Origin of the sequence: Rhodococcus sp. USK10, from assembly GCF_019378875.1 — a bacterium.
GTDB lineage: Bacteria > Actinomycetota > Actinomycetes > Mycobacteriales > Mycobacteriaceae > Rhodococcus_F > Rhodococcus_F pseudokoreensis.
Window position 1 is genome coordinate 6,129,137 of sequence record NZ_CP076048.1, and the last position, 13,645, is coordinate 6,142,781.

At 69.7% G+C, this 13,645-nt stretch carries 12 protein-coding genes; all 12 read left to right on the plus strand.

Annotated elements, in window-relative coordinates; translation table 11 throughout:
• Positions 1–28 precede the first annotated feature (28 nt).
• The 12 genes from I1A62_RS35400 (at position 29) to I1A62_RS35455 (ending at position 13,638) form a co-directional block, all read left to right on the plus strand.
• A complete protein-coding gene (locus I1A62_RS35400; protein ID WP_225858397.1) occupies positions 29–1,144 on the plus strand; it encodes an MBL fold metallo-hydrolase in 1,116 nt (371 codons plus the stop codon).
• 50 nt (positions 1,145–1,194) lie between these two features.
• Complete coding sequence (locus tag I1A62_RS35405) at positions 1,195–3,645, plus strand: HAD-IC family P-type ATPase (RefSeq protein ID WP_219456898.1); 2,451 nt, start codon at positions 1,195–1,197, stop codon at positions 3,643–3,645.
• Between the two features lie 124 nt (positions 3,646–3,769).
• Complete coding sequence (locus tag I1A62_RS35410; protein WP_124395001.1) at positions 3,770–3,961, plus strand: antitoxin; 192 nt, start codon at positions 3,770–3,772, stop codon at positions 3,959–3,961.
• A 105-nt stretch (positions 3,962–4,066) separates the two neighbouring features.
• Positions 4,067–5,683, plus strand: coding sequence for a Na+/H+ antiporter (locus tag I1A62_RS35415; protein ID WP_124395002.1), 1,617 nt, complete (start codon positions 4,067–4,069; stop codon positions 5,681–5,683).
• Between the two features lie 133 nt (positions 5,684–5,816).
• On the plus strand, positions 5,817–6,944 hold the full coding sequence (locus tag I1A62_RS35420) for a lipase family protein (protein ID WP_257890614.1): 1,128 nt from the start codon (positions 5,817–5,819) through the stop codon (positions 6,942–6,944).
• Positions 6,941–7,306 (plus strand): MmcQ/YjbR family DNA-binding protein, encoded by a 366-nt coding sequence (locus I1A62_RS35425; RefSeq protein WP_124395004.1) that lies wholly within the window; start codon positions 6,941–6,943, stop codon positions 7,304–7,306. The genes I1A62_RS35420 and I1A62_RS35425 overlap by 4 nt, the downstream gene beginning before the upstream one ends.
• A complete protein-coding gene (locus I1A62_RS35430) occupies positions 7,303–8,511 on the plus strand; it encodes a histidine kinase (protein ID WP_219456899.1) in 1,209 nt (402 codons plus the stop codon). Before I1A62_RS35425 ends, I1A62_RS35430 begins: the two co-directional genes overlap by 4 nt.
• A gap of 33 nt (positions 8,512–8,544) precedes the next feature.
• Positions 8,545–9,339: a LytTR family DNA-binding domain-containing protein gene (locus tag I1A62_RS35435; protein ID WP_219456900.1), complete on the plus strand. Its 795-nt coding sequence runs from the start codon at positions 8,545–8,547 to the stop codon at positions 9,337–9,339.
• On the plus strand, positions 9,336–9,695 hold the full coding sequence (locus I1A62_RS35440; RefSeq protein WP_072944889.1) for a cofactor assembly of complex C subunit B: 360 nt from the start codon (positions 9,336–9,338) through the stop codon (positions 9,693–9,695). The genes I1A62_RS35435 and I1A62_RS35440 overlap by 4 nt, the downstream gene beginning before the upstream one ends.
• 7 nt (positions 9,696–9,702) lie before the next feature.
• On the plus strand, positions 9,703–11,460 hold the full coding sequence (locus I1A62_RS35445; protein WP_219456901.1) for a cation acetate symporter: 1,758 nt from the start codon (positions 9,703–9,705) through the stop codon (positions 11,458–11,460).
• Between the two features lie 184 nt (positions 11,461–11,644).
• On the plus strand, positions 11,645–12,007 hold the full coding sequence (locus tag I1A62_RS35450; protein ID WP_087556872.1) for a DUF485 domain-containing protein: 363 nt from the start codon (positions 11,645–11,647) through the stop codon (positions 12,005–12,007).
• On the plus strand, positions 12,004–13,638 hold the full coding sequence (locus I1A62_RS35455) for a cation acetate symporter (RefSeq protein WP_219456902.1): 1,635 nt from the start codon (positions 12,004–12,006) through the stop codon (positions 13,636–13,638). Before I1A62_RS35450 ends, I1A62_RS35455 begins: the two co-directional genes overlap by 4 nt.
• Positions 13,639–13,645 lie beyond the last annotated feature (7 nt).

The window sequence follows — 13,645 nt, forward strand, 5'->3', positions numbered from 1 at the left end:
TTCCGCACGCGTGGTTACAGTTGTCGGGGTGAAAGCGAAGAACGCCGTGACGACTGTTCTGGCCACCGCCGCCCTCGGGTGGCTGACGCGCGCCGCGTGGGGGCTTCCGTCCCAGATGGGTGCGTCGCGTGCCAAGGTGCGCCCGTACGCCGCGACGTCGCCGCGGTACCGCGACCGTCAGTTCCACAACACCGATCCGAGCAGCATGATGCTGTCCGGTTCGGAGACCGGGATCCTCAAGGCGCTGATCACGCGGGGCAAGGCGGGACGCCCACGTAGGCCGATCCCGCTGGCGACGCCGCTCGCGCCCGTCGAGGCCGCCGACGTCGCGGTCACCTGGTACGGCCATTCGAGTGTGCTCGTCGAGGTCGACGGCCACCGGGTGCTGGCCGATCCGGTGTGGAGTCGGCGGGTGTCGCCGTCCGCGCTCCTCGGTCCGTCCCGCATGCACCCGACCCCGGTGCCGCTGGCCGACCTGCCCGTCCTCGACGCGATCGTCATCTCGCACGACCACTACGACCACCTCGACATGGCCACCGTGCAGCAACTCGCCGCCACCCAGAAGGCGCCGTTCGTCGTACCGGTCGGGCTCGGTGCGCACCTGCGTCAGTGGCGGGTGCCGGAGGAGCGGATCGTGGAACTCGACTGGGACGAGTCGACGACACTCGGCGAACTCACCCTCACGTGCACCGAGGCCCGGCACTTCTCCGGCCGGGGCCTCGTGCGCAACACCACCCAATGGGCGTCGTGGGTGCTCGCAGGCCCGAGCCGGAAGGTGTTCTTCGGCGGCGACAGCGGATACACGACGCGGTTCGCCGACCTGGGCCGCCGCTACGGACCGTTCGACCTCACACTGCTGCCCGTCGGCGCCTACGACACCAGGTGGGCGGACATCCACATGAACCCCGAGGAGGCGGTGCAGACCCACGCCGACCTCAACGCCGGCGACGCGACCCGTGGACTGCTGGTGCCGGTGCACTGGGCCACGTTCAACCTCGCGTTCCACACGTGGTCCGAGCCGATCGTCCGGCTGCTCGCGGCCGCGCAGGAGGCGGGCACCCCGGTGGCCGTGCCGATGCCCGGACAGCGCGTCGACGCACTGAAACCGGCCGCCCAGACCCCGTGGTGGACCGCACTCGGCTGAGTCCGGCGCGCATCCCCTCGGAGCCGACCGCCGTTGCGTAGCCTTTGACCATGGCATACGACGAAACGGGCACCGACAGCGTTGCAGTCGTCGCCGTGGAGGGGCTGACGGCCGCCCAGGTGGCGGAGCGGGTGGCGGCCGGCAAGACCAACGACGTCCCGGATCGGGCCAGCCGGTCGGTACGCGACATCGTGCGCGCCAACGTGTTCACCCGGATCAACGCGATCCTCGGGGTGCTGCTGATCATCGTGCTGGCCACCGGTTCGATCGTCGACGGCATGTTCGGCCTGCTGATCATCGCCAACAGCGGGATCGGCATCATCCAGGAAGTGCGGGCCAAGCGGACCCTCGACAAGCTGGCGATCGTCAGCCAGACCAAACCGGTGGTGCGCCGCGACGGCCTCGCCGTCGCGATGGCACCCCGGGAGGTCGTACTCGACGACATCATCGAACTCGGTGCCGGCGACCAGATCGTCGTCGACGGGGTCGTGGTGGAGGCGGCGACCCTCGACATCGACGAATCCCTCCTCACCGGCGAGGCCGACCCCGTGCACAAGGACGTGGGCCAGCAGGTGCTGTCGGGCAGTTTCGTCGCGTCGGGCAGCGGCTGTTACCGGGCCACGAAGGTCGGAAGCGACGCGTACGCCGCGAAACTCGCGGACGAGGCCAGCAAGTTCACGCTCGTGCACTCGGAGTTGCGCAGCGGCATCGACAAGATCCTGAAATTCATCACCTACCTGATGATTCCGGCGGGTCTGCTGATCATCTACAACCAGTTGTTCTCGAGCGGCGAATCGATCCGCCCCGCACTCAACGGGATGGTGGCCGCGCTGGTGCCGATGGTGCCCGAGGGCCTGGTGCTGATGACGTCGATCGCGTTCGCGGTCGGGGTGATCCGGCTCGGTCAGCGGCAGTGCCTCGTGCAGGAGTTGCCCGCCATCGAAGGCCTCGCCCGCGTCGACGTGGTGTGCGCCGACAAGACCGGCACCCTCACCGAGAACGGCATGCGGCTGTCCGAACTGCGCTGCACCGACCCGTCCGACGCCGAACCATCCCGGGCGGCACTTGCCGCGATGGCAGCGTCCGACCCCCGGCCGAACGCCAGCGTCCTCGCGATCGCGGAAGCCTTCCCCGACGCCCCCGGCTGGGGCGACGCCACCGCGGAGGCCCCGTTCTCCTCGGCCAAGAAGTGGAGCGGCCAGTCCTACGGGGCCCACGGCAACTGGGTCCTCGGCGCACCCGACGTGCTGCTCGACACCGGCAGCGACATGGCCCGGCAGGCCGAGGAAGTCGGCTCCTCGGGACTGCGGGTGCTCCTGCTCGGCAGTTGCGACGTCCCGGTCGACCACCCCGCGGCGCCGGGTGCGATCACGCCGCGCGCGCTGGTGATCCTGGAACAGCGGGTGCGCCCCGACGCCCGGGGCACCCTCGAGTACTTCGCGAGCCAGAACGTCACCGTGAAGGTCATCTCCGGTGACAACGCCGTGTCGGTCGGCGCCGTGGCCGGATCGCTCGGGCTGCCCGGCGGCGACCGTCCCGTCGACGCCCGCGAACTGCCCGCCGACCGGGACGCCCTCGCCGAGACCCTGGAAACGGCCACGACGTTCGGCCGGGTCCGCCCCGACCAGAAGCGGGAGATGGTGGGGGCGCTGCAGTCTCGCGGTCACACCGTCGCGATGACGGGCGACGGCGTCAACGACGTGCTGGCTCTCAAGGACGCCGACATCGGCGTGTCGATGGGCTCCGGCAGCCCCGCCACCCGCGCGGTCGCGCAGATCGTGTTGCTGGACAACAAATTCGCCACCCTGCCGTACGTGGTGGGCGAGGGCCGCCGGGTGATCGGCAACATCGAACGCGTCTCGAACCTGTTCCTCACCAAGACCGTGTACTCGGTGCTGCTGGCGTTCCTCATCGGAATCACCGGTGTGCTGTCGCAGATCTTCCATTTCGAGCCGGTGCCGTATCCGTTCCTGCCGCGGCACGTGACGATCGCCGCCTGGTTCACCATCGGCATTCCCGCGTTCATCCTGTCGCTGGCCCCGAACAACGAACGGGCGCGCTCCGGGTTCGTGCCGCGTGTGATGCGTCTCGCCGTGCCGTCCGGTGTGATCATCGGTGTCACGACGTTCATTTCGTATCTCCTCGTGTACGCGGGCCCGAATCAGACGGAGACGCAGAAGATTCAGGCAGGCACGTCGGCGCTCATCACCCTCATCATGATCGCCCTGTGGGTGCTGGCCGTCGTCGCCCGGCCGTACGTGTGGTGGAAGCTGGTGCTGATCTTCGGATCCGTAGCGGGATACCTCATCCTGTTCGCGTTGCCGTTCACGCGGGAGTTCTTCAAACTCGATCCGACCAACGTCGCCGCCACCACCTCCGCTCTCGTGTGCGGGCTCGTGGGAGTGGTTCTCGTCGAAATCGGATGGTGGGTCACGGGCAGGCTGCACGGTGAGCACCGCCGCCTCTTCGCGGCCCCGGAAGATCTTCCGGGCGTGCACTGACCGGAGTACCGCTCGCGACGATCCGAACGGTTGGCGTCGCCGAGTCAATGCTGTGAGACTGGGTGCACGGCGGGTGATCGAACTCGCGCGGACACTGCGTGCGCATGCACAAGGAGGAAGAACGATGAGTTTCGTCGACACACTGAAGGGCCTGCTGGGCAAGGGGAAGGAAGCCGCTTCGCAGAACGCGGACAAGGTTCACGGCGCCATCGACAAGGCCGCCGACGTCGCGGACAGCAAGACCGGGGGCAAGTACAGCAACCAGATCGACAAGGCCGCCGACGCGGCGAAGAAGGCTGTTCCCCCGAAGGAGTGAACCCTTCCCAGACACACCGTGCGGGCCCCGGTTCTCGGACCGGGGCCCGCACGTGTCTTCGGCGATGACCCGCGCATCGCGGGCGGGCGCGGCAGAATCGGTGTCGTGAACGGCGTCCTCGTGCTCCTCGTCATCATCGCGGCCATCGCCGTGACGAGTTTCGCGAAGCGCCGCGATCTGCAGGCGCCGCTCGTCCTCGTCACCATCGGGTCGGTGGCGTCGTTCATCCCCGGGATGCCGCGCCTCGAACTGGACCCGGAGGCCATCCTCGGGGTGGTGCTGCCGCCGCTGCTGTACTCCGCGGCCCTCAAATTCTCGGTGGCCACGTTCCGGCGCCACCTCGCACCGATTCTGCGGCTGGGGATCTTCACCGTCCTGGCGACTGCGGTGGGGGTTGCGTTCTTCGCCAACTGGCTGGTTCCCGAATTCACGCTCGGCGCGGCGCTGGTCCTCGGCGCCGTGGTCGCGCCGACGGACGCGGTCAGCGCCGTCGCAGTCGGCCGCAGGCTCGGCCTGCCGAACCGGGTGATTGCGATCCTCACCGGCGAGGGACTCGTCAACGACGCGACCGCGCTGACCCTGTTCACCATCGCCGTCTCCGCCGTCGTCGGGGCGACGATCCCGGTCCCTCCCGTGGTGTTCTTCGGCTACGAAGTGGTCGGCGGGGTGCTCATCGGACTGGTACTCGCGAAGACCGTCGAGTGGGTACGTCATCGCATGTACGACTCACCGCTGGAAACGGTGCTGGGGCTGATGCTCCCGTTCGTCGCGTATCTCGTCGCCGAGGAGGTACACGCGTCCGGTGTGCTGTCGGTGGTCGCCGCGGGGTTCTTGATGGGGCACAAGGCCACCGACGCCTCCGTGGCCACCCGAATTCAGGAGCGGTCGCTGTGGGAGAGCGTCGACCTCCTGCTCGAGATGTTCGTGTTCGCCTACATGGGACTGCAACTGAAGTTCGTCATCGACGACGTCCGCGACCAGGGCCTACCGGTGCACCACGTCTTCTTCTACGGCTTCGCTGTCCTCGCCGTGGTCATGGCGATACGGCCGGCGTGGATCCTGCTGCACTGGCTCCGCCGCCGGCTCGGGCTGGCGATCACAGCGCCGGGCGGCTCGGTGGAACTGGGGTGGCGGGAGAGCGTCGTCGTGTCCTGGGCGGGAATGCGCGGGGTGGTCACGCTCGCCGCCGCGTCCGGTGTGCCCGTGGTGATCGCGAGCGGGCAGCCGTTCCCGGGACGCGAGGTGATCCAGGCGATCGCGTTCGTCGTGGCCGTCGGCACCCTGCTGATCCAGGGCGCCACCATGCCGCTGCTGATCCGGACCCTCGATCTTGCGGATCCCGACGAACGCAGGCGTGAGGAGGAACAGGTGACGCTGGCCCGCGCGATCTCACGTGACGCGGGCGAACGGGCGCTGGTCGAATTCGCCGCGAACCCGCCCGCGGGAGTCGACCGCGCGGCGGTCACCGACATCCTCGACCGGGTGCGGCGGTCGATGCGGGCCCGCCTGCAGGCCGAGGAAGCGGAGGACGCCGCCGAGAAGCAGCGGGCAGGCGCACTGTTCGACCACTACCGCCGCGCCGCCCTGCGCGCGCAGCGGGAGGCGCTGATCGCCGCCCGCGATGCGGGCACACTCGACGACGAAGTGATGCGTAGCGTGTTGGAAGGCCTCGATGTGGAGGAGGCCGCAGCCGAGGAGCGGGTGCGGAGACGTCGCGAATGAGGTGCGAGGTGGGTGTGCGTCCGGTGCGAACCGCCGTGGTCGCGCTGGCCGGTGCCCTGGCTCTGACCGTTCCCCTGACGCTGACCGCCTGCGCCACGGACGCGGCCTCCCCGGCCCCGCCCCCACGACGTCGGTGGCCGCACCTGCTTCTCCGTCCGTTCCCCCGGCGCCGACGGGCGACCAGCGGGGCGCGTTGATCAGTCAGCAGCCGGTGCCCGACATCGATCCGGCGATCACCGCGCTCGGCGCCACGGCCACCCGCGTCGTCTACCAGTCGACGTCCGGCGTCGACGGCGGCGGCGCGGAGGTGGTGGGCACGGTCTTCACTCCCGGCGGTCCCGCACCGGACGGTGGCAGGCCCGTCGTGACGGTCGGGCACGGCACCACGGGCGTCACCGACGAGTGCGCCCCCTCGTCCTCGCCGACCCTGCTGGGCACCACGAACCTCGTCCGTCCGCTGCTGCAGCGCGGCTACGTCGTGACCGTCACCGACTATCAAGGCCTCGGCACCGACGGCCCGCACCCTTACCTCGAACCGGACACCGCCGCCTACGACCTGATCGACGCGGTCCGGGCGGCGCGCAACGTGGTGCCGGACGCGTCGACGCGCTGGGCGGCGATCGGAGTGTCGCAGGGCGGGCAGGCGTCGTGGTCCGCGGCCGAGCACGCCGGCGACTACGGCGACGGCCTCGAATTCGTCGGCGCGGCGAACCTGTCACCCGCTGCCGACCTGTCGGGGATCGTCGCCGACGGGACCGTCGAACCACTGTCGTTGCCGCAGAAGATGTTTCTGCCGTACCTCCTCGAGGGACTGCGGGTGATCCACCCGGAGCTGAATCCGGACGACTACATGCGCGGCGCCCTCGCCGCCAGCCCCGACGTCACGCTGTCCTGCGTCGCCGCGAAACTCCAGGAGAAGTGGACGGTGGCGACCCAGCTCACCCCGGCCGACACGGGCCCGCGGACGGCGGCCGACGCCGAGCGCATGCGCGGGTGGCTGCAGGACATCGCGCTGCCGAAGACCGGTGCGGGCGGGCCGATGCTCGTCGTGGTGGGGGATCGGGACAACCTCATTCTGCCGCAATGGACTTCGCAGGCCGTCGACAACGCGTGCACGCTCGGCGACGTCGTCGAGTTCGACACCCGGCCCGGGGAGGGCCACGCGGACGGGCGATCGGTCCCCGGGGCGGTGCAGTGGATCGCCGACCGCTTTGCCGGCGTGCCCGCGCCGGACACGTGCGCCGAGGGGGGAACGCCGTGAAGAAAGCCGATCTCGAGCGGCTGCGGGCGCTGTGCCTCGCGCTGCCCGAGGCAACGGAGCGGGTCAGTCACGGCGAACCGGCGTGGTTCGTCCGCAAGGCACCGCAGTTCGCGACCCTCGCCGACCGGCACCACGACGACCGGGTGTCGTTCTGGGCCGCGGCCCCGCTGGGCGCGCAACAGGATTGGGTGCACCGCGACCCCGGCCGGTTCTTCGTCCCGCCGTACGTCGGGGGCCGCGGATGGATCGGGGTGTACCTCGACGTCCCGCAGGACTGGGACGACGTCGCCGACATCGTCGAGGACGCGTACCGCGCCGTCGCCCCGAAGACCCTGATCGCCCGACTGGACACCGGCGAATGACGGGATCCGTCGTCGCCGTGGTGGCGTTGCTCGTCCTCGTTCCCCTCGTCACGTTCACCGCCGTGTGGCTGCGCGCCCGGCGCGAGTTGACGACCCCCACCGAGCGGGCCGTCCACACGACCCTGCACACCGCGTCGCTGGCGGCCCGCCCGTTGCGGCGGGGCCTCGACGAGACGTCGGCGGACGAGGCCGCGCCGCATCTGCGTCAGCTGACCGGGGCGCAGGCGCTGGGCGTCTTCGACGCCGCCGGCGACCTGCTCGCCTGGAGTGGACCGCACGAGGCGATGACCGAACAACTCCGCGACGCGGCGGCCCGCGCGGTCGACGGGGAACGCCGGGTGCTCGTCGCCTACGGCGGCCTCGTCCGGGGTGCGGGCGACAACGCCGTCCGGGCGCTGATCGCCCAGCCGCTGCTCATCGAGGCCACCGGAGTGGTCGGTGTGCTCGGCATCGTCACCACCGAAGACCCCGGACCGGGCATGCTCGGCGCCGTCACCGAGGTCGCCCGGTATGCGTGCAGCCAGATCGAACTCGCCGACCTCGACGCGTCCCGCGCCCGCCTCGACCGCGCCGAGGTGCGGGCGCTGCGCGCGCAGATCAGCCCCCATTTCATCTACAACGCGCTGAACACGGTGGCGTCGTTCGTCCGCACCGACCCCGACCGCGCCCGGGAACTGATCCTCGAGTTCGCCGACTTCACCCGGTACTCGTTCCGGTCGGCGGGGGAGTTCACCCAGCTGGCCGACGAACTGCGGAACATCGACCGGTACCTCACCCTCGAACGTGCCCGGTTCGGTGACGCCCTCGCCGTGAAATTGCAGGTGGCACCCGAGGTGCTGAACGTGGTGCTGCCGTTCCTCGCGCTGCAACCGCTGGTCGAGAACGCGGTGCGGCACGGCATCGCCGCCAAACCGGCCGGCGGCACCGTGAGCATCGTCGCCGCCGACGAGGGCACCGACTGCGTGATCAGCGTCGAGGACGACGGCGTCGGCATGGACCCGGAACTGCTGCGGTCGGGGTCGCTGGACGCGGTGGCCGAGTCCTCCGGGGTCAAGGAGGCGGCGCACGTCGGGCTCGCTAACGTCGACGACCGTCTGCGCGCCGCGTTCGGCAACGACTACGGACTGGTGGTGGAGACCGCGCCCGGCGCGGGCACCAAGGTGAGCATGCGCGTCCCGAAGTTCCGGCGGGGGATCTCGACGTGAGCGGGAAGCGTCCGTGCGACGATTGCTGTCGTTGTGAACCACACTGACGACAGGTCTCCGGACGGACCCCTCACCGTGCTGGCCGTCGACGACGAGAAACCCGCCCTCGACGAGCTGGCGTTCCTGCTGCGCGCCCAGGACGCCGTCGGCGACATCCGGACCGCCGGCGACGCCACCACCGCGTTGCGCATCCTCCGGGACGGCGACATCGACGCCGTCTTCCTCGACATCAACATGCCCGGACTCGACGGTCTCGAGCTGGCCGGGATCCTCGCGAACTTCGCGTCCCCACCGCAGGTGGTGTTCGTGACCGCCCACGACGACCGGGCCGTCGCCGCCTTCGACCTCGGCGCCGTGGACTACCTCCTCAAACCGCTGCGCGAGGAGCGGCTGGCAGAGTCCGTGCGCCGCATCGTCGAGGGGCGCCGCAGGCGCGTCGACGCCGGGCCTCCCGCCCCCACCGACGAGGTGATCCCCGTCGAACTCGGCGGCATCACGACCCTCGTGCACCGGTCCTCCGTCGAATGGGTCGAAGCGGACGGCGACTACGCGCGCCTGCACACCGCGGACGGTTCGCACCTCGTCCGCATCCCCATCTCGGCGCTGGAGACGCGGTGGGCGGACGCCGGGTTCCTGCGGGTGCACCGCTCGTACCTCGTCGCGCTGCCGCGGGTCACCGGGATCCGGACCGTCGGGACCGGACTGGTCGTGTGCCTTCGCGCGCACGGCGACCACCCGCCGGTCGAACTGCCGGTCAGCCGCAGACACACCCGGATGCTCAAGGACCGGCTGGTGCGGGCGCCGAAACAGACGTGGACGGCGCGATGAGTTCGCCCGAGCGGGTGCGGGTCGTCCTCGCCCAGCGTCGCGGTGCGCGCATCGTCCGCACCCGCGTCGAGGTGCAGGAACAGACCGCGGTCGGGGACGCGATGATCCGCGGGCTCGTCCGCACCCAACTCGTGCTCGCGATCCGGCTGGCGCTCCTCGCGGCGTGCCTGCTGTGCGCGGTGCCGCTCGTGATGTTCCTGTTCCCGGCGTTGTCGAACGTGTCGGTGCTGGGAATCCGGCTGCCGTGGGTGGTCCTCGGCGCGCTCGTGTACCCGGTGCTCCTGACCACGGGCTGGATCTACGTGCGGCAGGCCGAGCGCAACGAGCAGGAATTCACCGACCTGGTCGACGACTGAGCGTCCCGTGCCCACCGACCAACCCATTCCCTGGCTGACCCTGGCAGGTCTCGCGGCCGCCGCGGTCGCGACGGTGGCCATCGGCATCTACGGAGTGCGGTTGGCGCGCACCACCTCCGACTTCCTCGTCGCGTCCCGCAGCGTCGGACCGCGGTGGAACGCCGCCGCCATCTCCGGCGAGTACCTGTCCGCCGCATCCTTTCTCGGCGTCGCAGGCCTGATCGCGAAATACGGCGCGGATGCCCTCTGGTACCCGATCGGGTTCACCGCCGGCTACCTCGGGCTGCTGCTGTTCGTCGCCGCACCGCTGCGACGGTCCGGCGCCTACACGGTGCCCGACTTCGCCGAGTTCCGGCTCGGGTCCCGCCGGCTCCGCACCCTCGCGATGCTCGTCGTCGCCGCCGTCTGCGCCCTGTACCTCGTCCCGCAATTCCAGGGTGCAGGACTGACCCTGAACATCCTGCTCGGCGTGCCCAGCTGGGTCGGGGCCGCCGTCGTCGGGGTCATCGTCATCGCCAACGTCGTCGGCGGCGGCATGCGGTCCATCACGTTCGTCCAGGCGTTCCAGTACTGGCTGAAACTCACCGCGGTCGCGATCCCGGCGCTCGTGCTGTCGGTGTACTTCTTCAACGATCACCACGAACTGGGCGCCGCCGCACCGCCCACCGTCGGCGAGCAGACCACCGTCGACATCACCACCGACGTCGTCGTGCAGGTGTCCGAACCGGTGACGGTCGGCGGGTCGGGGACCATCGACGGCGTCGAGGCGACCGGTGACGTCCGGCTCGAACCGGGCGAACACCACCTCGGGGAGGGCACGACGATGACCCTCGAAGCCGGGGCGCCCGTACCCGTGGTCGCCGGCGCACCCGCCGACAACTCCGACTGGATCGCCCCCGGCTGGGGATTCGGCGGCGAACACCCCATGTACCAGGTGTACTCGCTGATCCTCGCCACCTTCCTAGGCACCCTCGGGCTGCCGCACGTGCTGGTCCGGTTCTACACCAACCCCGACGGCCGGGCCGCCCGCCTGACGTCGCTGGCCGTGGTCGGGTTGCTCGGCGTGTTCTACCTGTTCCCGACGCTGCTCGGGGTGTTCGCGCGGCTGTACGTGCCGCAACTGCTCATCACCGGCACATCCGACGCCGCGGTCCTGCTGCTGCCCGGCTCCGTCTTCTCCGGGTGGGCCGGGCAACTCCTCGCCGCACTCGTCGCGTCCGGGGCGATCGCCGCGTTCCTGTCCACGTCGTCCGGCCTGCTCGTCAGCATCGCCGGGGTGCTCAGCACCGACGTGCTGCGCGGCCGGATCCGGGACTTCCGGATCGCCGCCGTCCTCGCCGGGGCTGTGCCGCTCGCGCTGTCGCTCGCGGTGACGTCGCTGGACCTGTCGCGCACCGTGGGGCTGGTGTTCGCGGTCGCGGCGTCGACCCTCTGCCCGCTGCTCGTCCTCGGCATCTGGTGGCGTGGACTCACCGCAGTCGGGGCCGGTGCCGGGATGGTGACGGGCGGACTCGTCGCCGGGTGCGCGGCCGGGGTGTCCGTGTTCGGCGGCCTCACCGTCGACGTCTGGAACGGCTGGCCCGCGGCGATGGTCGCCTACCCGGCGGCCGTCAGCGTTCCATTGGCCTTCGCCACGATGGTGCTGGTCAGCAAGGCGACGAAGCGTCACATCCCCGTCGACCTCAGCCGGATCTTCACCCGTATGCACGCCCCCGAGCGGCTCGATGTGGGCTCCGACCGCGAGGGGGAGCTCCGCTCCCCGTGAGTGGTTAATGAGTCCCTGCACTCCTTTCTCACGCACGGGTGGCGGAGCCGCTTGTCGCGGTCGGGTGACCGCTCGCCGCACAGTCCGGCAGCTCGCCGTGTGACAGCCGCCACAGCCTGTTTCTGTGACTCACCTCTCACTAACGTCGGCACTCAGTTCACTTCACACGACCAAGGAGTCTGCAGTGACCACAGCCGACCTCAGTGAGGGCGCACCGCAGAAGCGGCGCACCCCTGATGCGCAAGCCTTCGTAGACATGCAGGCGAGCCCGGAGTTCCAGGAGTTGCGACACCGCCTGCGCAGTTTCGTCTTCCCGATGACGGCATTCTTCCTCGCCTGGTACGCGGCCTACGTCCTGCTCGCCACGTACGCACCCGAGTTCATGGCCACCAAGGTGATCGGCAACGTCAACCTGGGCATCATCCTCGGTCTCGGCCAATTCGTGACCACGTTCGTGATCACCGCGCTGTACGTCAAATTCGCCAACCGGGAACTCGATCCCCGCTCCGCCGCGATCCGCGAAGAGCTGGAAGGACCGCTCCAGTGATCACCACACTCGCCGCAGCCACCGACGTCGGCAACCCGCTCCTCAACATCGCCATCTTCGTGGCGTTCGTCGTGATCACGATGACCATCGTGATCCGCGCGAGCCGCACCACGAAGAAGGCCTCGGACTTCTACACCGGCGGCGGCCAGTTCTCCGGACCGCAGAACGGTTTCGCCATCGCGGGCGACTACCTGTCGGCGGCGTCGTTCCTGGGCATCGCCGGCGCCATCGCGGTGTACGGCTACGACGGCTTCCTGTACTCCGTCGGCTTCCTCGTCGCCTGGCTGGTGGCGCTGCTGCTGGTCGCGGAACTGCTGCGCAACACCGGCCGGTTCACGATGGCGGACGTGCTGAGCTTCCGGCTCAAGCAGCGTCCGGTACGGATGGCGGCGGCGCTGTCCACACTGGTGGTCTCGCTGTTCTACCTACTCGCGCAGATGGCGGGCGCGGGCGGGCTCGTCGCGCTGCTGCTGAACATCGACGGCAAGGCCGGTCAGGCAATCGTCGTCGCGGTCGTCGGTGTGCTGATGATCGTCTACGTGCTGGTCGGTGGCATGAAGGGCACCACCTACGTGCAGATGGTCAAGGCGGTGCTGCTGGTCGCGGGCGCAGGCGTCATGTTCTTCCTCGTCCTGTTCGCGGTGCGCGGCAACTTCTCCCAGCTGCTCGCCGACGCCCAGGCGACGGTCGCCGGCTCCACGAACGAGGCGATCGCAGGTCGCGACATCCTCGCTCCCGGCGCCAAATACGGCATCAGTTCGATGAGCAAGCTCGACTTCATCTCGCTCGGCATCGCCCTGGTCCTCGGCACCGCCGGCCTGCCGCACGTGCTGATGCGGTTCTACACCGTCCCCACCGCCAAGGAAGCCCGCCGCTCGGTGACTTGGGCGATCGGACTGATCGGCGCGTTCTACCTGTTCACGCTCGTCCTCGGCTACGGCGCCGCCAAGATGGTCGGCCCCGACGTCATCCTCGCCGCACCCGGCAAGGAGAACGCGGCGGCACCGCTGCTCGCATTCGAACTGGGCGGCACCATCTTCCTCGCGATCATCTCCGCGGTGGCGTTCGCGACCATCCTCGCCGTGGTGGCGGGGCTGGCGATCACGGCGTCCGCGTCGTTCGCCCACGACATTTACGCCAGCGTCATCAAGCGCGGACATGCGTCGGAGGAGTCCCAGGTTCGGGTCTCCCGGATCACGGTCGTCGTGATCGGCCTCGTGTCGATCGTCCTCGGCATCCTCGCCATGGGCCAGAACATCGCGTTCCTGGTGGCGCTCGCCTTCGCGGTGGCCGCCTCCGCCAACCTGCCGACGCTGCTGTACTCGCTGTTCTGGAAGAAGTTCAACACCACCGGCGCCCTGTTCAGCATCTACGGCGGCCTCATCAGCTGCCTCCTGCTGATCGTGTTCTCCCCGGCCGTGTCCGGTAAGCCGTCGTCGATGTTCCCGACCGCCGACTTCGACTTCTTCCCGCTCGCCAACCCGGGCATCGTCTCCATCCCGCTGGCGTTCGTGCTCGGCATCGTCGGCACCTACCTCGGTCGCGGCAAGGCGGAGGATCCCGCCAAGCAGGCCGAGATGGAGGTCCGCTCGCTCACCGGTGTCGGTGTGGAGAAGGCTGTCTCCCATTAATGCCTTC